Origin of the sequence: Bradyrhizobium sp. Mp27 (assembly GCF_029953005.1) — a bacterium.
Taxonomy (GTDB): Bacteria; Pseudomonadota; Alphaproteobacteria; order Rhizobiales; family Xanthobacteraceae; genus Bradyrhizobium; species Bradyrhizobium barranii.
The window spans coordinates 1-24,192 of the sequence record NZ_JASAUS010000080.1 but is presented as its reverse complement, the minus strand read 5'-3'; the positions used below and the strand labels follow the sequence as shown (position 1 = coordinate 24,192).

Annotated in this window: 20 protein-coding genes and 1 pseudogene; 10 read left to right on the top strand and 11 right to left on the bottom strand. The window is 64.9% G+C overall.

Annotation, left to right across the window (positions count from 1 at the left end):
• The first annotated feature begins 45 nt into the window (after window positions 1–45).
• Genes QJT78_RS31290 through QJT78_RS31255 form a run of 8 tightly spaced genes read left to right on the top strand, consistent with a single transcriptional unit; the run spans window position 46 to window position 6,533 of the window.
• Entirely contained in the window at window positions 46–1,329 is a 1,284-nt protein-coding gene (locus QJT78_RS31290) for an NAD(P)/FAD-dependent oxidoreductase (RefSeq protein ID WP_038943615.1), read from the top strand.
• Window positions 1,322–1,774: a sulfur oxidation c-type cytochrome SoxX gene (gene soxX, locus QJT78_RS31285; RefSeq protein WP_028150124.1), complete on the top strand. Its 453-nt coding sequence runs from the start codon at window positions 1,322–1,324 to the stop codon at window positions 1,772–1,774. Before QJT78_RS31290 ends, soxX begins: the two co-directional genes overlap by 8 nt.
• A 4-nt stretch (window positions 1,775–1,778) precedes the next feature.
• Window positions 1,779–2,246, top strand: a complete 468-nt coding sequence (locus QJT78_RS31280; RefSeq protein WP_028150125.1) for a SoxY-related AACIE arm protein — start codon at window positions 1,779–1,781, stop codon at window positions 2,244–2,246.
• Entirely contained in the window at window positions 2,246–2,563 is a 318-nt protein-coding gene (gene soxZ / locus QJT78_RS31275) for a thiosulfate oxidation carrier complex protein SoxZ (protein ID WP_014497100.1), read from the top strand. Before QJT78_RS31280 ends, soxZ begins: the two co-directional genes overlap by 1 nt.
• Window positions 2,560–3,339 (top strand): sulfur oxidation c-type cytochrome SoxA, encoded by a 780-nt coding sequence (soxA, locus tag QJT78_RS31270; protein ID WP_038943616.1) that lies wholly within the window; start codon window positions 2,560–2,562, stop codon window positions 3,337–3,339. Before soxZ ends, soxA begins: the two co-directional genes overlap by 4 nt.
• A gap of 58 nt (window positions 3,340–3,397) precedes the next feature.
• On the top strand, window positions 3,398–4,747 hold the full coding sequence (locus QJT78_RS31265) for an extracellular solute-binding protein (RefSeq protein WP_049807680.1): 1,350 nt from the start codon (window positions 3,398–3,400) through the stop codon (window positions 4,745–4,747).
• Window positions 4,744–5,682 carry a sugar ABC transporter permease gene (locus tag QJT78_RS31260; RefSeq protein WP_038943617.1) on the top strand — a complete coding sequence of 313 codons (939 nt, stop codon included), beginning with the start codon at window positions 4,744–4,746 and terminating at the stop codon, window positions 5,680–5,682. Before QJT78_RS31265 ends, QJT78_RS31260 begins: the two co-directional genes overlap by 4 nt.
• Before the next feature lie 26 nt (window positions 5,683–5,708).
• Window positions 5,709–6,533 (top strand): carbohydrate ABC transporter permease, encoded by an 825-nt coding sequence (locus tag QJT78_RS31255; protein ID WP_038943618.1) that lies wholly within the window; start codon window positions 5,709–5,711, stop codon window positions 6,531–6,533.
• Window positions 6,534–6,591: 58 nt separating this feature from the next.
• On the opposite strand, the gene QJT78_RS31250 is transcribed toward QJT78_RS31255, so the two are convergent.
• From QJT78_RS31250 to QJT78_RS31240, 3 genes are all read right to left on the bottom strand, one after another.
• The gene (locus QJT78_RS31250; protein ID WP_028150130.1) at window positions 6,592–8,259 is read right to left on the bottom strand and encodes a hypothetical protein; all 1,668 of its coding nucleotides are present in this window, start codon (window positions 8,257–8,259) and stop codon (window positions 6,592–6,594) included.
• Between the two features lie 4 nt (window positions 8,260–8,263).
• Complete coding sequence (locus QJT78_RS31245; protein WP_038943619.1) at window positions 8,264–8,968, bottom strand: isochorismatase family cysteine hydrolase; 705 nt, start codon at window positions 8,966–8,968, stop codon at window positions 8,264–8,266.
• 283 nt (window positions 8,969–9,251) lie between these two features.
• Complete coding sequence (locus QJT78_RS31240; RefSeq protein ID WP_038943620.1) at window positions 9,252–10,178, bottom strand: hypothetical protein; 927 nt, start codon at window positions 10,176–10,178, stop codon at window positions 9,252–9,254.
• A gap of 190 nt (window positions 10,179–10,368) precedes the next feature.
• On the opposite strand from QJT78_RS31240, the pseudogene QJT78_RS31235 reads away from it, so the two are divergent.
• Window positions 10,369–13,844: pseudogene (locus tag QJT78_RS31235) on the top strand (indolepyruvate ferredoxin oxidoreductase family protein).
• 142 nt (window positions 13,845–13,986) lie between these two features.
• Here QJT78_RS31235 and QJT78_RS31230 read toward each other — a convergent pair.
• The 4 genes from QJT78_RS31230 to QJT78_RS31215 form a co-directional block, all read right to left on the bottom strand.
• The gene (locus tag QJT78_RS31230; RefSeq protein ID WP_038952413.1) at window positions 13,987–15,714 is read right to left on the bottom strand and encodes an FAD-dependent oxidoreductase; all 1,728 of its coding nucleotides are present in this window, start codon (window positions 15,712–15,714) and stop codon (window positions 13,987–13,989) included.
• A gap of 59 nt (window positions 15,715–15,773) precedes the next feature.
• Complete coding sequence (locus QJT78_RS31225; protein WP_038943622.1) at window positions 15,774–16,793, bottom strand: trypsin-like peptidase domain-containing protein; 1,020 nt, start codon at window positions 16,791–16,793, stop codon at window positions 15,774–15,776.
• 106 nt (window positions 16,794–16,899) lie between these two features.
• A complete protein-coding gene (locus QJT78_RS31220) occupies window positions 16,900–17,349 on the bottom strand; it encodes a hypothetical protein (RefSeq protein WP_028150134.1) in 450 nt (149 codons plus the stop codon).
• A gap of 7 nt (window positions 17,350–17,356) precedes the next feature.
• Window positions 17,357–18,955, bottom strand: a complete 1,599-nt coding sequence (locus QJT78_RS31215; protein ID WP_028150135.1) for a GMC family oxidoreductase — start codon at window positions 18,953–18,955, stop codon at window positions 17,357–17,359.
• 201 nt (window positions 18,956–19,156) lie between these two features.
• Here QJT78_RS31215 and QJT78_RS31210 point away from each other — a divergent pair, with 201 nt between their 5' ends.
• Window positions 19,157–19,945 (top strand): thermonuclease family protein, encoded by a 789-nt coding sequence (locus QJT78_RS31210; protein ID WP_038943624.1) that lies wholly within the window; start codon window positions 19,157–19,159, stop codon window positions 19,943–19,945.
• A gap of 214 nt (window positions 19,946–20,159) precedes the next feature.
• Here the strand turns inward: QJT78_RS31210 and cyoD are convergent, their stop codons facing one another.
• Genes cyoD through QJT78_RS31190 form a run of 4 tightly spaced genes read right to left on the bottom strand, consistent with a single transcriptional unit; the run spans window position 20,160 to window position 24,010 of the window.
• Window positions 20,160–20,549: a cytochrome o ubiquinol oxidase subunit IV gene (gene cyoD / locus QJT78_RS31205; RefSeq protein WP_028150137.1), complete on the bottom strand. Its 390-nt coding sequence runs from the start codon at window positions 20,547–20,549 to the stop codon at window positions 20,160–20,162.
• A complete protein-coding gene (locus QJT78_RS31200; RefSeq protein ID WP_028150138.1) occupies window positions 20,546–21,187 on the bottom strand; it encodes a cytochrome (ubi)quinol oxidase subunit III in 642 nt (213 codons plus the stop codon). The genes cyoD and QJT78_RS31200 overlap by 4 nt, the downstream gene beginning before the upstream one ends.
• Window positions 21,187–23,187 carry a cytochrome o ubiquinol oxidase subunit I gene (cyoB, locus tag QJT78_RS31195; RefSeq protein ID WP_028150139.1) on the bottom strand — a complete coding sequence of 667 codons (2,001 nt, stop codon included), beginning with the start codon at window positions 23,185–23,187 and terminating at the stop codon, window positions 21,187–21,189. Before cyoB ends, QJT78_RS31200 begins: the two co-directional genes overlap by 1 nt.
• The gene (locus tag QJT78_RS31190) at window positions 23,177–24,010 is read right to left on the bottom strand and encodes a ubiquinol oxidase subunit II (RefSeq protein ID WP_028150140.1); all 834 of its coding nucleotides are present in this window, start codon (window positions 24,008–24,010) and stop codon (window positions 23,177–23,179) included. Before QJT78_RS31190 ends, cyoB begins: the two co-directional genes overlap by 11 nt.
• Window positions 24,011–24,192 lie beyond the last annotated feature (182 nt).

Genomic DNA, 24,192 nt, shown 5'->3' with positions numbered 1-24,192 from the left:
AACCGCCGCGGCGGCTGCAACGGCCGCCGCGGCATTTTTGCCTGGATGATCCTGATGACCACGCGCCCGGTGACACGGCGGAATGCCGTGCTCGGCATCACCGCGGCCGCCGCAACGCTGGCGCGGCCATCGGTCCTGCGTGCGCAATCGGCAGCACGTATCGTCGTGGTCGGCGGCGGGTTCGGCGGCGCGGCCTGCGCCCGCGCGCTGAAACGCGCGCAGGAAAACCTGCAAATCATCCTGATCGAACCGAACGCGGTCTTCACCTCCTGCCCCTTCAGCAACGAGGTGATTGCGGGCCTGCGTGAGATCGTCGCGCAGCAGTTCGACTATGACAAGCTCGCCGCCGAGGGCATCACCGTGATCGGCCAGGCCGTCACCACAATCGAGCCGCAGCGGCGCAGCGTCGTGACGACCGACGGCGTCGCGCTGCCCTATGACCGCCTCGTGCTCTCCCCCGGCATCGACTTCCATTTCGAGGCGCTGCCCGGCTACGACGAAGCGGCATCCGAAAAAATGCCGCACGCCTGGAAGGCCGGGGCGCAGACGCTGCTGCTGCGCAGGCAGCTGGAGGCAATGGCGGACGGCGGCACGGTCGCCATCGCGATCCCGGCCAATCCCTCGCGCTGCCCGCCGGCGCCTTACGAACGCGCCAGCCTGATCGCGCATTACCTGAAGACGAAGAAGCCCCGCTCGAAGGTGCTGGTCCTCGATGCCAAGGACAATTTTTCGCAGCAGCGGCTGTTCGAGAAGGCGTGGAAGGAGCTCTATGGCGACATGATCGAGCGCATCGCGCTGTCGCAGGGCGGTCGAGTCACCTCGGTCGATCCTTCGACAAGGACCATCATCACCGAGTTCGGCAACTACACGCCTGATGTCGCCAACGTCATCCCGCCGCAACGCGCCGGCCGCATCGCCGAGATCGCGGGCGCGGCGGATGCGACCGGCTGGTGCCCGATCGATCCCGTGACCTTCGAGTCGAAGCTCGTCCCGAACATCCACGTCATCGGCGATGCCTGCCTCGGCGGCGGCATTCCCAAATCGGCGTCGGCCGCGAGCGCACAGGGCAAGGCCTGCGCCGCCGCCATCCTCAACCTGTTCGCGGGCCGCGCGCCGGAGGCACCGCGGCTGACCGGCGTCTGCTATACAACCGCCGCGCCCGGCTACGGCTTCTCGCTCGCCGGCAACTACCAGCCCAGGGGTGACATCTTTGCCGAGGTCGAGGGCGGCGCGACCAGCCCGGTCGATGCACCACGCGAGCTCCGGGCCCGCGAGGCGGCTGAAGCGGAACGCTGGTTTCAAACCATCACGGCGGACACCTTTGGCTAGAGCATTCCTTCATATCGCAGCGCTGATCGCCGCCGGCGTTGCCCTGGCTTGTGGAGCAAGAGCCGACGAGCTCGTGCCCTACAAGATCATCGGTGACACCATCCCGGAGCCGCTCACGGGCACGCTGGGCGATCCCGCGCGCGGACGCGCGCTGGTGGTAGCGCGCACCACGACCTGCATCCTTTGCCATTCCGGTCCGTTCCCGGAGGCGCGGTTCCAGGGCGACCTCGCGCCCGATCTCACCGGCACCGGAAACTGGTGGTCGGCTGGCCAGTTGCGGCTGCGGCTGGTCGATGCATCGCGCTACAACCCGCAGACCATCATGCCGTCCTATTATCGCAACGACGGGCTGGTCCGGGTCGGGCGCAATTTTGCCGGCAAACCGATATTATCCGCCGCGGAGATCGAAGACATCGTGGCCTTTCTAGTAACGCTTCGGAACTAGCTTCATGCCAACCACGCGACGACAATTCCTGAGTATTGCAGGCGGCGCGACGGTCGCCGGGACGATTCCGATCGTCACGCTGCGGCCGCTGGAAGCGACGCCCGCGATGCTCAGCACCGCGATCCGCAACGTCGTCGGCGAAGCCCAGATTCGCACCGGCAAGGTCAAGCTCGACATTCCGCCGCTGGTCGAGAACGGCAACACCGTGCCGATGACGGTGAGCGTCGCAAGCCCGATGACGGCCAACGACTACGTCAAGAGCATCCACGTCTTCAACGAGAAGAACCCGCAGCCGAACATCGGCAATTTCCATCTCAATCCCTCCTCCGGCCGCGCCCAGGTCTCGACCCGGATCCGGCTGGCCGACACCCAGAAGGTGGTGGCAATCGCCCGCATGTCCGATGACACGTTCTGGCAGGTCGCTGCCGACATCGTCGTGACGCTGGCCGCCTGTACCGAGGAGATGAACTGATGGCCGCGCTCATCAACGTTCCGGCAAAAGCCAAACGCGGCGATGTCATCGAGATCCGCACGCTGACCTCGCACATCATGGAAACGGGCTTCCGCCACACCGCGGACGGAGCGCTGGTGCCGCGCGACATCATCACGAGTTTTACGTGCCGCTACAATGGCACCGAAGTTTTCCGCGCCGACCTGTTTCCGGCGATCGCGGCCAACCCATATCTCTCCTTCTTCACGGTCGCGAAGGAGAGCGGCAAGTTCGAGTTCGAATGGATCGGCGACAACGGCTATTCGTCGACCGCATCGGCCTCGATCACGGTCGAATGATCTTTTGGCGCGCGATAGCGGCGGCAACATTGTTGGCCGCGGCCCCTGCGCTGCTCGCCGGCGAAATTCCGCCGGACGCGCGCCGCTCCGGCTATTCGTTCATGGGGCCGGACACGCGCGCGATGCAGGATGACGATACGTCCAATCCGGGCATGCTTTTCGTGCTCGACGGCGAGGCGCTCTGGGCAAAGAAGGCCGGCAGCGCCGACAAGGCCTGTGCGGATTGCCATGGCGATCCAACGACCAGCATGAAGGGCGTCGCGGCGCGCTATCCGGCCTTCGACAAGGCGCTGGCGCGCCCCGTCACCCTCGACCAGCGCATCAACCTCTGCCGTGCCAATCATCAGCAGGCGCCGGCGCTGCCCTACGAGAGCCGCGACCTCCTGGCGCTGTCCGCCTTCATCGCCCGCCAGTCCCGCGGCGTCCCGATCACGGCCGGCGATGATCAGGAGCTGAAGCCTTTCGTGGCGCAGGGCCGCGACCTCTTCATGCAGCGCGAGGGTCAACTCAACCTCGCCTGCACTAATTGCCACGACGACAATTTCGACAAGCGTCTTGCGGGCGCGCCGATCACGCAAGGACAGCCGACCGGCTATCCGCTCTACCGCCTGGAGTGGCAGACGCTGGGGTCGATCGAGCGCCGGTTGCGCAGTTGCATGACCGGCGTCCGCGCCCAGCCCCTTGACTACGGCGCGCCCGAGCTGGTCGCGCTTGAACTCTACCTGATGTCGCGGGCGCGCGGCCTGCCGATGGAGACGCCTGCCGTGCGTCCCTGAGTCCCCAGATTAGGACTAGGCAGGCGTGGCACGGCCGCTAGTATCCCTCCCAAAGAAGATGAATCAGAGGGAGGGATTTGACGTGGCCAACCATAACATCTCGCGCCGCACGCTGTTGACGGGGACCGCCGCGGCCGGCGCACTCAGCCTGACCGGACTACCGGCACGCGCCGAGGTCAACTGGAAGAAATACGCCGGGACCAAGCTGGAGGTGATCCTCGCCAAGGGTCCGCGCGGCGACAACCTGCAAAAAAACATCAAGGAGTTCACCGAGCTCACCGGCATCCAGGTGGAGTCCGAACAGATCCCGGAGCAGCAGCAGCGCCAGAAGGTGGTGATCGAGCTGACCTCGGGGCGGCCGAGCTTCGACGTCGTCCATCTCAGCTATCACGTCCAGAAGCGGCAGTTCGAGAAAGCCGGCTGGCTGGCCGACATGACGCCCTTCATGAAGGATTCGACGCTGACGGCACCCGATCTCGTCGAGAGCGATTTCTCGGCCGCCGGCCTGCAATACGCCAAGAATGACAAGGGCCAGATGCTGTCGCTGCCCTGGTCGGTCGATTACTTCATCCTTTACTACAACAAGGAGCTGTTCCAGAAGAAGGGCGTCGCTGTACCAAAAACCTTCGACGAGATGATCGCGGCCGCCGAGAAGCTGACCGACACCAAGGAAGGCACCTACGGTTTCGTCGGACGCGGCCTGCGCAACGCCAACATGACGTTGTGGACCAACTTCTTCCTCAACTGCGGCGGTGAATTCCTCGACGCCAAAGGCAACATCCTGACCGACGGTCCGGAAGCAATCGAGGCGACAAAAATCTACCAGACGCTTCTCACGAAGGTCGCCCCGCCAGGCGTCGTCGGCTTCAACTGGATGGAGTCGATGGCCTCGTTCACGCAAGGACGTTCGGCGATGTGGATCGACGGCGTCGGCTGGGCGCCGCCGCTGGAGGACCCCGCCGCCTCGCGCGTGGTCGGCAAGGTCGGCTACACCGTCGTGCCGGCCGGACCGAAAGGGCAATATTCGGCCACCTATGGCGACGGCATCGGCATTGCCGCGGCGAGCAAGAACAAGGAAGCCGCCTATCTGCTGTGCCAGTGGGTGGTCTCGAAGAAGCAAGGCGCGCGGCTGTTGCAGGCCGGCGGCGGCGTGCCGTTCCGCAACTCGATCCTCGGCGATCCCGAGGTCCAGAGCGGCGTGAAGATGCCGAAGGAATGGCTGCAATCGGTGATCGACTCCGCCAAGATCAGCAAGCTGGGCCTGCCCGTGATCATCCCGGTCGCCGAATTCCGCGATCTTGTCGGCGCCGCAATTACCTCGACTATCACAGGTACCGACCCCGCCACAGAGCTGAAAAAGGCCCACGACCAGTTTCGGCCGATCCTGGAGCGCAGCGAAAAAGCGTGAGTGCGTTGATACAATCGACTCCGGCCGCGGCAGAGTCTGATGCCGCGCCGGAGAAGGCGTTGCGGCCGCCGTCCTACTGGCCGTTCGTGGTGCCGGCGCTGGTCGTCGTGCTCGCGATCATCATCTTCCCGTGGGTCTTCACCATCTGGATGAGCCTGAACGAGTGGAAGGTCGGCTCACCGACCACCTTCGTTGGGTTTTCCAACTATCTGCGGCTGACGAGCGATCCCCGCTTCATCGAGGCGGTGGGCCACACCATGGTCTACACTTTGCTATCGGTGCTGCTGCCGCTGATCCTCGGCACGTTCGCGGCCGTCGTGTTTCACCAGAAATTCGCCGGCCGCGGTTTTCTGCGCGGTATTTTCATCATGCCGATGATGGCGACCCCCGTCGCGATCGCGCTGGTCTGGACCATGATGTTCCACCCGCAGCTCGGCGTGCTGAACTACCTCTTGTCGCTGGTCGGGATCCCCCCACAGCTCTGGGTCTTCCACCCCGCGACCGTCATTCCCTCGCTCGTGCTGGTCGAGACCTGGCAATGGACGCCGCTGGTCATGCTGATCGTGCTCGGCGGCCTCGCCGCGATCCCGACCGAGCCCTATGAAAGCGCGCAGATCGACGGCGCCAGCTTCTGGCAGGTGTTCCGCTTCATCACCCTGCCGCTGATCATGCCGTTCCTGTTCATCGCCGGCATGATCCGCATGATCGACGCCGTGAAGAGTTTCGACATCATCTTCGCGATCACGCAGGGAGGACCGGGCTCGGCGTCGGAGACCATCAACATCTATCTCTACAGCGTCGCCTTCACCTATTACGACCTCGGCTACGGCTCGGCGATCGCGGTGGTGTTCTTCCTCCTCATCGTCGCCCTCGCGGCCGTGATGCTCTATGCCCGCCAGCGCATGCTGTGGACCGAAATTGCGAGCGGCGCATGAACCCAGGTCAAGTCAACCCAAGTCGAATCAACCTACGTCAGATCCTAGGCAAGGTCGGTCTGTGGCTCTCGATATTCGTCATCGTGTCGCCGGCGATCCTGTTCTTCCTCTGGATGGCGTCGCTGTCGCTCAAGTTCGAGGTCGACAATGCCGCCTACCCGCCGGTGTTCTTCCCCGATCGCATCGCCTGGAAGAACTATGCCGACGTGCTCGCTTCCAACCGCTTCCTGACCTATTTCGTCAACAGCCTGATCGTCACCGGCAGCGCGACCGTGCTGGCGCTGCTCGTCGGCGTTCCCGCCGGCTACGGCATCGCGCGCATGGCCGCGCACAAATCCGCGATCGTGATCCTGATCGCGCGCATCACGCCCGGCCTGTCCTATTTGATCCCGCTGTTCCTGCTGTTCCAGTGGCTGGGATTGCTCGGCACGCTGGTGCCGCAGATCATCATCCATCTCGTCGTGACGGTGCCGATCGTGATCTGGATCATGATCGGCTATTTCGAGACGACGCCGCTGGAACTGGAGGAAGCCGCGCTCATCGACGGCGCCACGCGGTGGCAGGTCTTTCGGCACGTTGCGCTACCGATCGCCAAGCCAGGGATCGCGGTCGCCTTCATCCTCGCCGTGATCTTCTCCTGGAACAATTTTGTGTTTGGCATCGTGCTGGCCGGACGCGAGACGCGCACCCTGCCCGTCGCCGTCTACAACATGATCTCGTTCGACCAGTTGAGCTGGGGACCGCTGGCCGCCGCCGCGCTGATCGTCACTCTCCCCGTGCTGCTGCTCACAGTGTTCGCCCAGCGGCAGATCGTGGCCGGGCTGACCGCGGGCGCCGTCAAGGGCGGGTAGCAAATCAAGCGGCCGGGCGACACGACATCGCCCGGCTGCGTTTCATGTTTTCCGAGACCTACTCCGCAGGCGCGGCGTGCATCTCCGGATGGGCTGCGTAGTGCTCGGTAGCGCCGAGCCTGCTGGCGGCGAACAGTCCTGCCGCCATCACCGCGTAGGCGAACGCCACCGCGGGCGTGACGCCGAAGCCGCCGCCGATGCCGACGGCTTCGCCATGCATGAAGCCGAAGTAGGTGAGCACGGCACCGACCAGCGCAAAGGCCGAGGCCTTCTCGAAGTCGCGTTCGATGATGAAGACACCGATCGCACCGAGAACGAGGCCGCCGAGGATGGAGCCGCCGCCCATCACCTCCAAGCCGTGATAGAACACGCCCTGCTGTGGCAATGCTGCGATCGCCGCGGCCTTGACCGCGTCGGCTTTGTCGGCAGCCATGCCGCCGACCGTCGCCGCCGCATTCATGGTCGAGCCCAGCATGGTGTCGATCTGGAGCTTGGCCCAGGCGGCCAGATGCGGCGTCAGCGCCAGCACGATCGCGGGCGCGTGCTTGACCGGCGTGGTCTGGAACGCCTGCGCGCCAATCAGCATGCCGATATAGAGCAGGATCGGGGAGATCGCGACGACGGGCACGAGTGCCAGCAGCACCGAGATGATGCCGAACCAGGCCAGCACCACCACCATGATGCCGGTCGCAGCCGAATAGCCGATGCGGCCGCCCATCGCCTTCCAGCCGGGATGACCGATATAGACGGCGTTGATGAAGGGGTTGCCCATCAGGCAGCCGATCAGGCTGACGACGCCGTCGGCGGTGAGTACCCGCGTGGTCGGATATTCGTCGCCGGCCGCTTCCGCGCTCTCGACATTGTCCATGGCCTCGACGAGGTCGTAGATGCCGAACGGAATGGCGGTAACCAGGATTATGCCCAGGAACTCGAAGCCCGAGAAGACGTAGCCCACCGCCGGGATCGGCACCGAGAAACCGAAGTTCGCGAAAGCGTCGCCGACGCCCTTGACGCTCAGCCCACCGAGACCGAGGCCGAACAGGTTCGAGCCCCAGGCGATGACCATGCCGACCGCGATCGCGACGAGGCCCGCGGGAATGCCGCGCCAATATTTCACGCCGCCGAACCAGCTCACCAGGATGATGGCGAAGCAGACCAGGCCGATCTGCGGAGTCATGTACATCTCTAACGCAGGCCGCATCGAGATGAAGGTGACGGAGACGCCGGCGAGCGTGCCGAGCAGCGCTGCGCGCGGCGTGATCTTGCGGATGAACGGCGCGATGAAGCCGCCGATCATCAGGATAAAGCTCTGGAAGAACACCCAGACCAGGCCAGCCGACCAGCCCTTGAGCGGATCACCGGTCTTGATCGTGATCGGCAGCATGATCACGAAGGTGACGATGAACATGTGCGGTACGCTGACGCCCGAGGGTAGTGCGCAGACATCGTTGCGGCCCGTCTTCTGCGCCAGCCGATAGGCGAGATACGCGTAGTAGAAGGTGGAGAGGCACATCATCAGCCCGAGCGCGGGCAGGATGCGGCCGAACACGAGACTATCGGGCATCTTCAAAACGAAGCGCAGCAGGCCCGTGAGCACCAGCATGTTGACAAGGATGTTGGTGCCGAAGCCGAAGAACGCGTTCCAGTCGCCCGATGTCCATAGTGCCGGCTTGAACTCGGACTTGCTCAGATCAGATTTGCCGGCCGTCCCCGTCAATGTGCTCATGATGCTACCCCTGCGTGGTCGAAATCTTCATTGCCTCCAAGACTGCGGCTGAGTCCGCGACCCAGCCGAAGATGCCGCCCTGGGCCTTGATCATCTTCAGGCCCATCTCGTGAAATTCCGGGAAGTAGGATGCGCAGCCGTCGGAGATGACGACGCAGCGATAGCCGCGGTCGTTGGCCTCGCGCACGGTGGTGTTGACGCACACTTCCGTTGTGACGCCGCAGACGAGCAAGTTCTCGATGCCGTATTTCTCCAGCACATCCGTGAGCTCGGTGGCGTAGAACGCACCCTTGCCGGGCTTGTCGATCACGACTTCGCTGTCGAGCGGATAAAGCTCGGGAATGATGTCGTGGCCGGCCTCACCGCGAATGAGAATGCGCCCCATCGGGCCGGGATCGCCGATGCGCAGGGACGGCGCGCCGCGCTCGACTTTTGCGGGCGGCGCGTCGGACAGATCGGGCAAATGCCCTTCGCGGGTGTGGATCACCAGCATGCCGGTGTCACGTGCCGCCTTCAGCACAGCGCCGATCGGCTTCACCGCGCGCGCGAGCTGGCTGACATCGTTGCCCAGCGTCTCGCCGAAGCCGCCGGGCTCCATGAAATCGCGCTGCATGTCGATGATAAGAAGCGCGGTGGCAGGCCAGTCGAGCCTGATCGGCTCGGGCTCGGCGCTGATGACGCCCAGTGTCGGCTTGGTTGAGTTCAACATAACTCAAGGCCCCCGCGAGAACTCTCGTTACCAGGAGTTCTGCAAACGCCGTGCCATTGTGTACAATAGCGGTGGGGCACAGGCCGCGAGGGAATTTGCTGCGCACTCAGAAGGTTACGTCAGCGGCTGACGGCTGCTTATTCCCTGTGCGACGGCTTTGCGACGTGCAGTTGCTTAAAGGATGAGCGGGCGACGACGGACTCACTCGCCGTCATTCCGGGGCGACGCTCTTTCCTCTCCCTCTCCCCGTTCTTACGGGGAGAGGCGAAGTCACGGCTCGCGCCTACCGCCCCGCGCCGTACAGCTGCCGATACTCCATCTCATACGGCGCATACGAATCCTTCAGCGTCGCCATGTTCAGCAGCATGGTCGCGACCACTGCGCCCGTCTTGTCGAACACGCGGGTCTTCACCCAGGCGCTCTCGGTGCGGCGGCTGCCGGAGAGCGCGACAACCTCACGCTCGATTTCGTATTCCTCATCGACGAAGAGCGGCCCCTTGATCAGCCTGATCTCCTGATCCGCGAACAGGCCGACCGCCGGCCCCTTCGCCGGCAGCGGATCGTCCTTGGAACGGTACTGGAAGAGTACGCTCAACATCTCCATCGGGATGATGGCCTTCCCCCACGGATTGTCGGCGCCTGAATAATATGGCGAGTTCTCGGTGATGACGGCGAGCTTCTGCCTCAGGGAGAACGGATAGAGGTCGCCCATGTTCTGGTCGAACGCCATCCGCACCGCCTGCCGTTTGCTCGTCTGCGCCACCTTCACATCGCGCAGGATCACGGGATCGGCGAGCGGCTTGAGCTCGGTGAGGCGCGCCTCGAGCGCGGTTGCCGCGTGCGGTTCGCCGACCGAGGCCGTGCCGCGCAGCACCTCGGTGCCGTCGCGCTTGACCATCTGGATCTGGCACTGGCTCGTGCCGGGCAGCGGCTTCGACAGCATCGCCTGCACCTCCTCACCTTCGAAGCAGGCGTTGCGGTAATGCGCGGACAGGCAACCGCTCTCGAACCAGGCCTGCCCCCACAGCCGCGCGCCGAGCGGGGCGAACTGGCTGAAATGTGTCGGGCCTTCGATGGTGCCGCCCTTGAAGCCGAGCTTTTGCGCCGTGGCATCGTCGTGGATCGAGGCGTGCGCGTCGTAGACTTGCGCGTGAAGCATCTGGCGCGGCTGGCGCCACGGGCCAATCAGCGCCTCGGCCGTCTCTGTCATCTCGGTGTCGATGCGTTTGCAGCCATGGTGTCCTCCACAGGCAGCCATGACTAGCAGGAGCGCCACGGATGCGGCTAGCCGTATTGACTTCGCCGGCCCATGCCTTTGACTGTCACAATTCGCGTCGCGCCACCGCTATCCCTCCCGCAGCGCAAACCCCCACGCCGAACCAGAGACGAGGACTCCTGAAATGACGCTGATGCAGGTCGAGCTGGACGACAAATACCGGCTCGAATCGAAGCGGATCTTCCTGTCCGGCACGCAGGCACTGGTTCGGTTGCCCATGTTGCAGCGCGAACGCGACCGGCTTCAGGGCCTCAACACCGGCGGCTTCATCTCGGGCTATCGCGGTTCCCCGCTCGGCATGTACGACCACGCGCTGTGGCGCGCAAAGTCGCACCTCCAGCAGCATGACATCGCTTTCGTCCCCGGCCTGAACGAGGACCTGGCGGCAACCGCCGTCTGGGGCAGCCAGCAGGTCGGGCTGTTCCCCGGCGCCAAGGTCGATGGCGTGTTCGGCATCTGGTACGGCAAGGGCCCCGGCGTCGACCGCTCGGTCGACGCGCTTAAGCATGCCAACGCAGCCGGCACCTCGCTCAATGGCGGCGTGCTCGCGCTTGCCGGCGACGACCATGGCTGCCAGTCCTCGACGCTGGCGCATCAGAGCGAGCAGGTGTTCGCCGCGGCGCTGATCCCCGTGATCAATCCCGCAACGCTCCAGGACTATCTCGACCTCGGCCTCTATGGCTTCGCGCTGTCGCGCTTCTCCGGCTGCTGGGTCGGCTTCAAGGCGATCAGCGAGACCGTGGAAAGCTCGGCGTCGATATACAGCGATCCCGAGCGCATCCAGATCAAACTGCCCGATGATTTCGAGATGCCGCCCGGCGGCCTCAACATCCGCTGGCCCGATCCGCCGCTGGACGCCGAGAGGCGCCTGTTCGGCCCGAAGATGGCCGCCGTGCAGGCCTTCGCCCGCGCCAACCAGCTCGACCGCATCGTGCTCGATTCCAAGCCGGCCCGGCTCGGCATCGTCGCGACCGGCAAGGCCTACCTCGACCTCCGCCAGGCGCTGGCCGACTTGGGCATCACCGACAAGGACGCGCAGGACCTTGGCCTGCGCATCTACAAGGTCGCACTGACCTGGCCGCTGGAAGAGGGCGGCGCCAAGCGTTTCGCCGAAGGACTTCAGGACGTGCTGGTGGTCGAGGAGAAGCGCGGCTTCATCGAAGACCAGCTGATGCGCATCCTCTACAATATCGATGCCTCCAGGCGGCCGACGGTCACCGGAAAACGCGACGAGAGGGGCGCGCCGCTGTTGCCGAGCGAAGGCGAGCTGACTCCGACCATCGTCGCGGGCGCGCTGGTGGCACGCTTACGCAAGCTCGGACATCACAGCCCGGTGCTGGAGCAACGCCTCGCCCGGCTCGAGGCGTTCGACAATCCCGTCACATCGGGTACGCAGATCAAGCTCGCGCGTACGCCGTTCTTCTGCTCGGGCTGCCCGCACAACTCCTCGACCCGCGTGCCCGAAGGAAGCCGCGCCATGGCAGGCATCGGCTGCCACGGCATGGCCTTGAGCATGCCGACCCGCCGCACCGATCTGATCTCGCATATGGGCGCCGAGGGCGTGAACTGGATCGGCCAGTCGCCCTTCACCACCGAGAAGCACATTTTTCAGAACCTCGGCGACGGCACCTACACTCATTCCGGACTTCTCGCCCTTCGCGCGGCATCGGCCGCGGGCATCAACATCACCTACAAGATCCTCTACAACGACGCCGTCGCGATGACCGGCGGCCAGCCGGCCGAGGGCGCCTTTAACGTCGCGCAGATCGCGCATCAGGTCTGGGCCGAGGGCGTGAAGCGCCTGGCCATCGTTTCCGATGATCCCAGCAAGTACCCTGAGGGCAATTACTTCCCGCAGGGCGCGACCATCCATCACCGCCGCGAGCTCGATGCCGTGCAGCGCGAGCTGCGCGACATCAAGGGCCTCACGGTCGTCATCTACGACCAGACCTGCGCCGCGGAGAAGCGGCGCCGCCGCAAGCGCGGGCTCTATCCCGATCCCGCAAAACGCGCCTTCATCAACGAGCTCGTCTGCGAAGGCTGCGGCGATTGCTCGCAGGCCTCCAACTGCGTCTCGGTGCAGCCGCTGGAGACCGAATTCGGCCGCAAGCGCCAGATCGACCAGTCCAACTGCAACAAGGACTTTTCCTGCGTCGAAGGTTTCTGCCCGAGCTTTGTCACCGTGCATGGCGGCAGCCTGAAGCGGATGAAGACGTCGGCGGTCGATTCCGGACAGTTGTTCGCCGACCTGCCGCTGCCTCCTGCCCGCGAGCTCGAGGCGCCGTACAACATCCTGGTCACCGGCATCGGCGGCACCGGCGTCATCCCATCGGTGCGCTGCTCGGCATGGCCGCCCATGTCGACGGCCGCGGCTGCTCGGCGCTCGACTTCACCGGCCTGTCGCAGAAGAACGGCGCGGTGATGAGCCATGTCCGGATCGCACGGAGGCCGGAGGATATCTCTGCCGTCCGCATCACCACCGGCGGCGCCGACGTCATTCTCGGCTGCGACATGATCGTCTCGGCCGGTCCCTCCGCGCTCAGCCGCGCCGAACGCGGGGTGACCAAGGCCTATATCAACGCCGACCTGCAGCCGACCGCGAGCTTCGTGCAAAACCCGGATCTCGACTTCGAGATGGGCACGATGCAGACCGTGCTGCGTGACGCCGTCGGCGACACGAACCTCGACATCATCGACGCGACAGGCATTGCCTCGGCCCTGATGGGCGATAGCATCGCGACCAATCCCTTCATGCTCGGCTTCGCCTTCCAGAAGGGCGCGATCCCGCTGTCGCTGGAGGCCCTGCTCCGCGCTATCGAAATCAACGGCGCCGCGATCGAGATGAACAAGCTCGCCTTCACCTGGGGACGGCTGGCCGCCCACGACATGTCGCGCGTGCGCAGCGTCCTGCAGTTCAAGAGCCGCGCTTCCGCACCGACGAAGTCGCTCGACGACGTGATCGCGACCCGCGCGGAGTTTCTGACCGGCTATCAGGACAAGGCCTACGCCGACCGTTACCTCGCGGCCGTCGCCAAGGTGCGCAAGGCGGAAATGGTCGCCTCGCGCGCCTCCACGGAGCTGACCGAGGCCGTGGCCAAGAACCTGTTCAAGCTGATGGCCTACAAGGACGAGTACGAGGTGGCGCGCCTCTACACCGACGGCAGCTTTGCCAAGAAGGTGTCGGAGAAGTTCGACGGCGACTTCACGCTGAAATACCACCTCGCCCCGCCGATCTTCGCGCAGCGCGACAAGACGACCGGACAGCTTCAGAAGAAGGAGTTCGGCGGCTGGATGGTCCACGCCTTCCGCGTTCTCGCCAAGCTGAAGTTCCTGCGGGGCGGCGCGTTCGACCCGTTCGGCCGCACCGAGGAGCGCCGGACCGAGCGGAAGCTGGTCGCGGATTATCTCGGCATGATCGATCAGCGGATGTCCGGGCTGAAGGCGGAGCAGATCCCGCTGCTGACGCGGCTTGCGCGCGTGCCAGAGACGATCCGCGGCTTCGGCCACGTCAAGGAAGCCAACATCAAGCTGGCGGCGGCCGAGACAGCGCGGCTGGAGGCCGAGCTGGAGAACAGCCGCTTTGCGGCTGCGGCGGAGTGAAGGCTCAGTCGACGCCACTTTCCCAGCTATCATCGCCCGCGAAGGCGGGCGATCCAGTACTCCGAGACAGTAGTGATTAAATCGATAGGCTGCGGCGTACTGGATGCCCCGCCTTCGCGGGGCATGACAGTGGTGGAGGTGGCTAGACCGGCGCTGACACACCCGCAGCAGGCGCAGTCACACTCCCCTCCGCCAGATGCCGCCCCGCGATATACCCGAACGTCAGCGCGGGCCCGAGCATGATCCCCGGTCCCGGATAATTCCCGTTCATGACCGAGCCCATGTCGTTGCCGCAAGCGTAGAGACCCGCGACCGGCGTGCCGTCCTCGCGCAGTACACGCGCCTGGGCATCCACCTTCATGCCGATGGCCGTGCCGAGATCGGCCGGATGGATGCGCATCGCGAAGAACGGCGCGCGGAGGATCGGCGCGACGCAAGGATTGGGCTTGTGGGTGGCATCGCCGAGGTGGCGCTGATAGATGGTGCTGCCGCGGCCGAATTCGGGATCGCGGCCCTGCTTCGCATCAACGTTGTAACCTGCGATCGTCGCCGTGAGCACGGACGGATTGACGCCGATCTTCGCCGCGAGCTGCGCGACGTCGGGAGCCTTGAGCAACTCGCCGCCCGCCACATAGCGCCGGAGGTTGAGCGTAAACGGCTTGATGCGACCGAGGCCATAGCTCCACAGGAACTGACGGTCGCAGACGAGATAAAACGGCCGGTCCGGCTCGCCATTGCCGTCGCACAACATCGCCAGCACGAACTCATGGTGCGACTGCGCCCCGTTGACGAAGCGACGGCCGGCCGCGTTGATGGCGATCACGCCGGGCTTGGCGCGGTCGGTCACCGTATGCGGAAAAACGCCTCGGCTGCCATCGGCGCGACGGAACAGCGAGGCCGGCACCCAATAGGCCGGGCTCGTCGCCTCCGTGTTGAGCGCGGCACCGGCCGTGGCCGCAAGCCGGAGCCCGTCGCCAGTGCCAGCGGTGCTGGCCGCCGAGACGAAACCAGCCGCGGCCGGGAAGAAGCGTTTGCGCAACACAGCGTCGTGCGAAAAGCCTCCGGTCGCGACCACCACGCCGCGGCGCGCGGCGATCAGGCGGTCGCGGGAGCCGTGGCGGATGACAACGCCGCCGACGCGATCGCCCTGCATCGACAGGTCCTCGACATCGGCGCAGAAGAGGATCTCGACCTGCCGCGCCAGCAGCGAGGCATAGAGCCGCGCCGCGAGCGCGTTGCCGAGATGCAGCGTCGTGCCGCGCCGATTGCGCAGCCGCTGCAACGCGTATTCCGAAACCAGCCGCGCCGCGCGCAGGGTCGAACGCAACGATTTTCCGGCCCGGCGCAGATGCGGGATGTCGAGGCGGTTGACCATCATCCCGCCGAACAGCGTGAACTCCGGCAGCGGCGCGCGCAGCCTCGCGAAGGGCGCGCCGAGCCGGGTGCCGTCGAACGCGACCGGCTCCAGCACGCGCCCGCCTGATGTTGCGCCCAGCCGCTCCGGATAACAGTCCGGACAGGCTTTCACCGGCTGCAGGCGCACTTCCGTGTTGGCTTCGAGATAGGCGACCGCCTCCGGCCCGCGCGCGAGGAAGGCGGCGCGCAAGCCCGCATTGGCAGGCTCCGGCACCGTGCTCGACAGGTACCGGACCGCGTCCGTGATGCTGTCGGACAGCCCGACGTCCTTCATCTTGGGATTGGCGGGGATCCAGACCATGCCGTCGCACCAGGCGGTGGTGCCGCCGACGAACGCCGTCTTCTCGATCACCAGCACGCGCAAGCCTTCAGCGGCGGCCACCGCGGCAGCCGTCATGCCACCGGCACCGGCGCCGACGACAATGACATCGTAGGTCTCATGCGCCGGCATCATGCGGCAAGGGTCCGGGAACGAGGCATGACACCGTCATACCTCGCCCGGAGGCACCAACGCTAGCGCGCCGGCTTACGCTCGATCGGGTCGATATCGATCGCCCGCAAGCGGCCGAGCCGCAGCACGTCCATGGCGAGCCGCCGGCCGATCCGGTCGCGGTCAAGCACGCGGATCAGATCGTCGACGCCGTTGATCTCGACGCCGTCGAGCTTGATGACGACGTCGCCGGGCAACAGGCCCGCCTTCGCCGCCGGTCCGTCAGGCTCGATCTGCATCAAGAGCGCGCCCATCTTGTTGTCGACGCCAGCCAGCACCGCGTGCCGCCGTGGCACCGGTGCAGTCTGCCCAGCGACGCCGATATAGGCGCGGCGGACATAGCCGTGGCGGATGATCTCCGACAGCACGAACTGCGCGGTGTTGCTGGCGACCGCGAAGCAGATGCCTTGCGCGCCGTTGATGATGGCGGTGTTGATGCCGATCACCTCGGCATTCGACGACACCAGCGGCCCGCCCGAATTGCCGGGGTTGAGCGCAGCATCGGTCTGGATCACGTCCTCGATGGTGCGCCCGCTCACCGAGCGGATCGAGCGCCCCAGCGCCGAGACCACGCCGGCGGTCACGGTCGATTCGAAGCCGAGCGGATTGCCGATCGCGATCACGAGCTGGCCGCGCCGCAGGGTCTTGGAGTTGCCGAGCGCGGCATAGGGCAAGTCGCGCACGCCGTTGGCGCGCAGCAGCGCGAGATCGGTGTCGGGATCGACACCGAGCACCCGGGCGTCACCGACATGGCCCTCGACGTCCCGCAGCCGGATCTCCCTGGAGGAGCCGACCACGTGGCTGTTGGTGAGGACGAGCCCGTCCGGCGAGATCACGATGCCGGAGCCGAGCCCGCCGCGCTCGCGACCGTTCGGCACCTTTGGCCCAGTCTCGACGCGCACGACCGCGGGACCGACACGGTCGGTCACGTCGATCACGGCATTGGAATAGGCGTCCAGCAGGGCCCGGTCATCGACCGGGGCAGACGCTGTCGCTCGCGATGACGCGGCGTCATCGACGATGTCTGAGGTAAAATCCAGCATGGCAAGAGTCCTTGAGGCTCACACAGATGGTGGCCTGTTCCTGCCAGCGCAAGGGACCCGCCTGGGGCGCAAGGCTGGGCTGCCAGCGCGTGACCTACCAAAGTGGCTAGGGCGCCCGCCGCAGCGTGCCCGCCCTCGCCTTGACCGGGTCGAGCAGCGACCAGTCGCCGTCGGGGAGCACGTAACCCTTGGGGAAGGGCGCGCGCAGCTCGAGCCCGAGCGAGCGCAGCACCCGGTCATCGCGGTAGTAGCATTGCAGGACGACGCGGACGAGCGTTGCGGCAGCCGCGCCGCCGGAGCTGCGGAACTCCTGGGCCACCGCATCGCGCCTGGCGGCATCGAGCTCGGCGAGCGGTTGGCCTGCGAGCCGGGCCAGATGGTCCATCGCCGCCGCCACCAATTTGGCGTCGCGGCCCAGCGTCGTCAGAATATCGGCCTGGATCGCGGGGTCGTCGGCGCCGGGCACCTTGTACTCGTCGCTGGCGGGCACGATCATCGCAGCGATGGTGCGGAGATCGTTGCATTGGGCGCGGGTAAGTTGATTGTCTGCGGACATGACGGCCTCAGTCGAACAAGTTTGCGAGGCGCTGCTTCATCTGGTCGGCGATGTAGAGCGCGAGGGCCTGGATGGTGGACGTCGGATTCACGCCGCCCGAGGTGACAAAGATGCTGCCGTCGACGATGAAGAGATTTTTCACGTCGTGCGTGCGGCCCCATTCGTTGACGACGGAGCGTTCGGGGTCGGTGCCCATCCGCGCGGTGCCGAGCAGATGCCAGCCGCCCCACGGGATCGGCGAGTTGACGCAGATGTCGGTCGCCCCTGCCATTTCCAGAACCTCGCGGCCGCGGGCAAGCGCATGCTCCATCATCTTCCGGCTGTTCTCGCTGATCGTGTAGTCGATCTTCGGCGCCGGAATGCCGTGGCTGTCCTTCAGGACAGGATCGAGCGTGACGCGATTGTGCTCCTCCGGCAGGTCCTCGCAGATCGCGGAGAATCCCAGCCGATGGCCATTGAGCTTGCGGAAGACGCGGTGATGATCCGCGCCCCACGGCAAAATGCCCCTCTGCTCGCTGACGACAGCCTCGAACACCGGCCCTGCCCCGCGCACGAACTGGACGCCGTAGCCGCGCACGAAGCCGCGCGACAGGTCGGTGTCATACCATTCCTTGCTCCACAGGCAGGTCGGCGGCGCGCGGTTGCTGTCGGTCAGCTCCTTCACATAGCCGTAGATCTGCGCATAGGGATGGAACATGAGGTTCTTGCCGACGAGGCCCGACGAATTGGCAAGACCGTGCGGGAAGCGGTTGGATGCCGAGTTGAGCAGCAGCCGCGGCGTGCCGACGCCGTTGCAGGCGATGATGACGACATGCGCCGGCTGGAACTGCTCGATGCCGTCCTTGTCGTAATAGACCACGCCCGAGGCCATGCCGTTCTCGTCGGTGGTGATCTCGCGTACCCGGCAATGCGTGCGCAGCTCGACGCCGGCACGGATCGCCTGCGGCCAATAGGTAATGTCGGTCGAGGATTTTGCGCCTTGCGCGCAGGCCGGCGTGCAATGGCCGAGATTGATGCAGCGCGCGCGGCCCTCATAGTCGGTGGTCGCAACCGTCGTGTCCGACGGCCACCAGTGCCAGCCGAGCTTGTTCATGGCCTTGCCGATGATGGCGCCGGACAATCCCATCGGCTGCTGCGGCATCGGCGGATGCGTCAGCGGCGAGAGCGGGTCACCCGACAAGCCTGACGTGCCCATGATGCGGTCGTTCTCTTCGAAGAACGGCGTCAGCGCGTCGTAGTCGATCGGCCAGTCGTCGGCGACGCCGTCGAGCGTCTTCACCTTGAAATCGGAGGGATGCAGCCGCGGCCAGTGCGCGGTGTACATCACCGTCGAGCCGCCGACCGCGTTGTAGTTGACGACCTTGATCGGCGAATTGTCGTCGTTGATCGGATAGTCCTCGGGCCGGCCGCGGACATTCGGGCTCGACGACCACTCCCCGTAGAACTTGGCCTCCCAGTCGCGGCTCGTACTGGGATATTCCGCCTGGTTCATCCAGCCGCCCTGCTCCAGGCAGAGGATGTGCATCTTGGTCTCGGCCAGCGACCACGCGATCGCGGCGCCTGAAGCGCCGGCGCCGATGATCAGGACGTCCACGGGGTCTTTCATCGAACTTTCTTCCTCCCGCCCTCGCCGCTTCAAGGGCGATTCGGTCTACGCAGGTTTTTGATCGTGCCGAACGATAGGGGCAGACCGGCCGGTCAGTAAAGGCTGGCCCGCGAATGTCGCACTTCGCAGGGCGCAGACCATTGGTATCGCGACCTCCGGATGCTAGGAACGAGGCGCCAGAGCCATCGATAGCGAGACGTTATGTCCTTTAGGAATTCATTTGCCGCCGCCCGCGCCTTCGCGCTTGTTTCGTTTCTCGCTCTGTCCGGGTTTCTGGCCTCTTCCGGGCCGGCCTCCGCGCTGACGGCGGCCGCGACCGTTCGGGACGCCAATTCGATCCAGCTCGGCGACGTCACCTACCGCCTCGACGGCGTCGACGCGCCCGAGCTGGACCAGGTCTGCATCGACGATCACGCCGATCCCTGGACCTGCGGCATCGAGGCCCGCGACCAGCTGGCGAAGCTGATCAACAAACGCACCGTGCGCTGTGACGATGTCGGGCCGGAAAAGAGCTTCGGCAAACGGCACCGGGCGATCTGCACCGCCGAGGGCGACAAGGTCTCGTTGAACGAGCAGCTGGTCAAGCTTGGCTATGCCATCGCCCGCGAGCCGATCAAGGCGAACGTCAAGTCCGCCGCAGCCGATGCCAAAACCGCGTCAGCCGGCATCTGGAAAGGCTGCTTTGTTGCGCCGCAAGAATTCCGCATGGGCAAGAGGGACGGCGCGCTGCTCGGCGCCGCCTGCCGCGCCGACCGCGACAAGGAAATCCGCGCGGCGCTGTTCCCCGAGGAGCTGACCATGCCGCCGAGTTGCAGCATCAAGGGCAAGCTCGCCGTGCGCGCACGCGTCACCGGCAATATCGGCATCTATCACTTAAGAGGCTGCCCGAGCTATCCCGCGACCACCAAGCCGGACCGCTGGTTCTGCTCGGAGGACGACGCGCAGGCCGCCGGCTTCCGCAAGGCCTACAATTGCCGCCGGCCGAAATGAGGAAGCTCGTCACGAGTATGTGAGCGGTAGCGGGAGACAGTATTGATCCGGAATTGAACTCTCTCGGTGGTTGCTACATCTAATATGTACGCAAGCGCTTTGCGCGAGCGTTCCTTGGCAGCAATCCGGCTTCGGTCCGATTGCTTTGCTCGGGCGTTTCCTCCCTAGACTTGGGCCGCTTGTCACAACGAGCGGCTCTTCTTTTTTGTGCGCCCTATTTCCGCATCGGCATGATCTGATCCATCGGCGGCATGTTCGCGTTCAGATGGCCCATGATCCAGACGGTGCCGCCGACGACCAGGAAGACGACCAGAAGGCCGAAGGCGAGCGCCAGCACGTTGTTGGTGTTGTCAGGCCCCGTCGTGATGTGCAGGAAGAACACGAGGTGCACGCCCATCTGCGCGATCGCCAGCACGATCAGAGCGACGGGGATCGATGGCTGCCAGACCAGGTCGGTGCCGGCGATGAAGAATGACGTTGCCGTGAGCAGCAGCGCGAGGCCGAGACCGACGACATAGCCGAGCACCCGCTCGCCGACGCTGTGTTGCTCTTCCTCGCCCGGTGCGAGATCGTGTCCGGTCCGCACATGCGTCTGATCGCTCATACGGCACTCCCAAGCAGGTAGACGACGGAGAAGACCCCGACCCAGACGATGTCGAGCGCATGCCAGAACAGCGCAAAGCACATCATCCGGCGCAAGACGTCGGCGCGAAAGCCCTTTGCGAACACCTGGGCCATCATGGTGAGCAGCCACAATATGCCGGCGGAGACGTGCAGGCCGTGGCAGCCCACTAGCGAGAAGAACGACGTCAGGAACGCACTGCGCGACGGGCCATAGCCGCGTGCGACGAGGTCGGCGAACTCGCGGAACTCGATGGTGAGAAAGATCAGTCCGAGCACGCAGGTTACGGTCATGCCGAGATAGAACCAGAACCGGTTGCGCACGTCGGCGGCAATGCTGGCCATGCCGCATGTGAAGCTCGACAGCAGCAGGCAGACCGTCTCGATTGCGACATTCCTCTGCTCGAAGATCTCCGAGCCGCTGGGGCCGCCGGCGGTCTGGCCGGACAGCACCGCATAGGCCGCGAAGAAGCAGGAGAACATCACGATATCGGAGAGCAGGAAGACCCAGAAGCCGTAGGCGGTCACGATGCGCTTCGATGCCGGGCCTGGATGCTCGACGACGAGCCCGATGTGGTGGGGGTCGGCATGTGCGCGGCCGGCGGTCGCCGTCATCGACATCAGAGCGCTCCCGCCATGCTGACGAGGCTACGCCGTTCCTCGAGATTGATGCGGTCTATCGCTGCGACCTCGTCGGCCGGAATGACGTATTCGTCATGGTCGCGCCAGGCGAACACGACGAAGGTCGCGAATGCGCCGATGCCGCCCAGGATCACCATCCACCAGATGTGCCAGATCAGCGCGAAGCCCATGATGGTGGCGAAGAACGCGCAGACGAAGCCGGTCGGCGAGTTCCTGGGCATCTCGATATCCTGATACTCCGGCCGATCATGCTCGAGCTGCTGCTGCTTGGCTTGGGCCTTCTGATCCCAATAAGCATCCTCGCCGCGCACATCCGGATAGAAGGCGAAGTTGAACACCGGCGGCGGCGACGAGGTCGCCCATTCCAGCGAGCGGCCGTCCCAGGGATCGCCGGTGCGGTCGCGCAGGGCCTCGCGGTTGCGGATGCTGACCACGAGCTGCACGATCTGGCAGATCACGCCGATCGTCAGCACCGCCATGCCGGCGGCCGCCACGAACATCCATGGCCGCCAGGCCGCGACGTCGTAGTGCTGCATGCGCCGGGTCATGCCGAGCATGCCGGCGATATAGAGCGGAATGAAGGTGACGTAGAAGCCGAGGAACGTGAACCAGAACGCGGCCTTGCCCCAGCGCTCGTCGAGACGAAAGCCGAACGCCTTCGGGAACCAGTATTCGAAGCCGGCGAAGGCGCCGAACAGCACACCGCCGATGATGACATTGTGGAAGTGCGCCACCAGGAACATGCTGTTGTGGAGCATGAAGTCGGCCGGCGGCACCGCGACCAGCACGCCCGTCAATCCGCCGATGATGAAGGTGACCATGAAGCCGACCGCCCACAGCATCGGCGTCGCAAAGCGGATGCGGCCGCCATACATCGTGAAAAGCCAATTGTAGATCTTCACCCCCGTCGGTATCGCAATGATCATGCTGGCGATGCCGAAGATGGCGTTGACGTCGGGGCCTGCGCCCATCGTGAAGAAATGGTGCAGCCAGACCATGAAGGAGATAACGCAGATCGCCATGGTCGCAAGCACCATCGAGCGATAGCCGAACAGCGCCTTGCCTGAGAAGGTCGACACCACCTCGGAGAAGATGCCGAAGGCCGGCAATACGAGGATATAGACCTCCGGGTGCCCCCAGGCCCAGATCAGGTTCATGAACATCATGACGTTGCCGCCGGCTTCATTGGTGAAGAAGTGAAAGCCGAGGTAACGGTCGAGCAGCAGCATCGCCAGCGTGGCAGTGAGAATCGGGAACGCCGCGACGATGAGGAGGTTCGAGGCCAGCGTGGTCCAGCAGAACATCGGCATGCGCAGATAGTTCATGCCCTTGGTGCGCAGCTTCAGCACGGTGGTGACGAGGTTGATGCCGGCGACCAGCGTGCCGACGCCGGAGATTTGCAAAGACCACGCGTAATAGTCGACGCCGACGCCTGGCGAATAGGACAGTTCCGACAGCGGCGGAAAAGCCAGCCAGCCGGTGCGCGCGAACTCGCCGACCACGAGCGAGATATTGACCAGCAGCGCGCCGGTCGCTGTCAGCCAGAAGCCGACGGAGTTGAGCGTGGGAAAGGCGACGTCGCGCACCCCGAGCTGAAGCGGCACCACCAGGTTCATCAGCCCAATCACGAACGGCATCGCCGTGAAGAAGATCATGATGGTGCCGTGCGCCGAGAAGATCTGGTTGTAGTGCTCGGGCGGGAGATAGCCCTGCGACTGGTAGGCGATCGCCTGCTGGATCCGCATCATGATGGCGTCGCTGCCCCCGCGCAGCAGCATCACCGAAGCCAGCAGGATGTACATCACGCCGATGCGCTTATGATCGACGCTGGTGATCCATTCGTGCCAGAGATAAGGCAGGTGCCCCTTGACCACGACCCAGATCAACACGGCCAGGATCGCGACCAGCACCACGGCACCCGCGACGAGGGGTATCGGCTGGCCGAACGGGATCGCCGACCAATCGAGTTTACCGAGCATCGTGGCCTCCACTGTGGGGACGGCCGGCATCGGAGAGCAGCTCTGGGCCGGGCCCTGGCGGAATGTGCTGGGTTGCGATCAGGTCGAACAGACGGGGATCGTCCAGGCGAAAGGTCAGCCTGTTCTTCTCGATGCCCTGCTGCATCAGCTTCGTGTAGCTCTCCTCGTTCAGCACCGCATCGGTCTTCGCCGTGGTCGCGACCCAATCCGGGAAGGCGAGCGGCGAGATCACGTTGACGTCGAACATCATGTCGGGAAAGCCGTCGCCGGAGAAATGCGCCGACAGACCCTGAAGCTTACCCTCGTTGTCCGCGCGCAGGTTCAGCCGCGTCACCATGCCGTTCATGGTGTAGATCATGCTGCCGAGCTGCGGGATGAAGAACACGTTCATCACGCTCGACGACGTCAGCTGGAAATTCAGCTCGGCGCCGGCCGGCACCGTCAGCGTGTTGACGGTGGCGATGCGCTGGTCCGGATAGATGAAGAGCCATTTCCAGTCGAGCGAGACCGCCTGGATGCGGACCGGACTGCCGGTGCCCGGCACGGGCGCAGCGGGATCGAGCTGGTGCGAGCCGATCCAGGCGACGCCGCCGAGCAGGATCACGGTGAGCGCGGGGATCGCCCACACCACCATCTCGACGCGGCCGGAATAGACGAAGTCAGGCTGGTAACGTGCTCTCGGATTGGACGCGCGAAACCAGAACGCAAAGGCCAAGATCGCGAAAATGGTCGGCACCACGATCACGAGCATGATGAAGACGGAATCAACCAGGATGGTGCTGTTGGCGACAGCCACCGGCCCTTGTGGATCGAGCAGATTCATCGGCAAGCCACTGGCGATTGGGAAACCCCGGGCGGGAGCCTAGCGCGGAAAAGCCCCCGCAACAAACGCAAGCTAGTACCCGGAATCAGAGCTGAGTGATACGGCGGCCTTTGAAACGGCGTTGACGGACCTTTTTCTTGGTCCAGACGAAGGGCTCGGCTCTGTCGTTGTATGCGTTGACG

Bases quoted from the DNA above. Each gene is read 5' to 3' on its own strand.
- QJT78_RS31290 (WP_038943615.1), top strand. From the start codon at position 46: ATGATCCTGATGACCACGCGCCCGGTGACACGGCGGAATGCCGTGCTC.
- QJT78_RS31280 (WP_028150125.1), top strand. From the start codon at position 1,779: ATGCCAACCACGCGACGACAATTCCTGAGTATTGCAGGCGGCGCGACG.
- soxZ (WP_014497100.1), top strand. From the start codon at position 2,246: ATGGCCGCGCTCATCAACGTTCCGGCAAAAGCCAAACGCGGCGATGTC.
- soxA (WP_038943616.1), top strand. From the start codon at position 2,560: ATGATCTTTTGGCGCGCGATAGCGGCGGCAACATTGTTGGCCGCGGCC.
- QJT78_RS31265 (WP_049807680.1), top strand. From the start codon at position 3,398: ATGAATCAGAGGGAGGGATTTGACGTGGCCAACCATAACATCTCGCGC.
- QJT78_RS31250 (WP_028150130.1), bottom strand. From the start codon at position 8,259: ATGAGCACATTGACGGGGACGGCCGGCAAATCTGATCTGAGCAAGTCC.
- QJT78_RS31245 (WP_038943619.1), bottom strand. From the start codon at position 8,968: ATGTTGAACTCAACCAAGCCGACACTGGGCGTCATCAGCGCCGAGCCC.
- QJT78_RS31240 (WP_038943620.1), bottom strand. From the start codon at position 10,178: ATGACAGAGACGGCCGAGGCGCTGATTGGCCCGTGGCGCCAGCCGCGC.
- QJT78_RS31230 (WP_038952413.1), bottom strand. From the start codon at position 15,714: ATGATGCCGGCGCATGAGACCTACGATGTCATTGTCGTCGGCGCCGGT.
- QJT78_RS31225 (WP_038943622.1), bottom strand. From the start codon at position 16,793: ATGCTGGATTTTACCTCAGACATCGTCGATGACGCCGCGTCATCGCGA.
- QJT78_RS31220 (WP_028150134.1), bottom strand. From the start codon at position 17,349: ATGTCCGCAGACAATCAACTTACCCGCGCCCAATGCAACGATCTCCGC.
- QJT78_RS31215 (WP_028150135.1), bottom strand. From the start codon at position 18,955: ATGAAAGACCCCGTGGACGTCCTGATCATCGGCGCCGGCGCTTCAGGC.
- QJT78_RS31210 (WP_038943624.1), top strand. From the start codon at position 19,157: ATGTCCTTTAGGAATTCATTTGCCGCCGCCCGCGCCTTCGCGCTTGTT.
- cyoD (WP_028150137.1), bottom strand. From the start codon at position 20,549: ATGAGCGATCAGACGCATGTGCGGACCGGACACGATCTCGCACCGGGC.
- QJT78_RS31200 (WP_028150138.1), bottom strand. From the start codon at position 21,187: ATGTCGATGACGGCGACCGCCGGCCGCGCACATGCCGACCCCCACCAC.
- cyoB (WP_028150139.1), bottom strand. From the start codon at position 23,187: ATGCTCGGTAAACTCGATTGGTCGGCGATCCCGTTCGGCCAGCCGATA.
- QJT78_RS31190 (WP_028150140.1), bottom strand. From the start codon at position 24,010: ATGAATCTGCTCGATCCACAAGGGCCGGTGGCTGTCGCCAACAGCACC.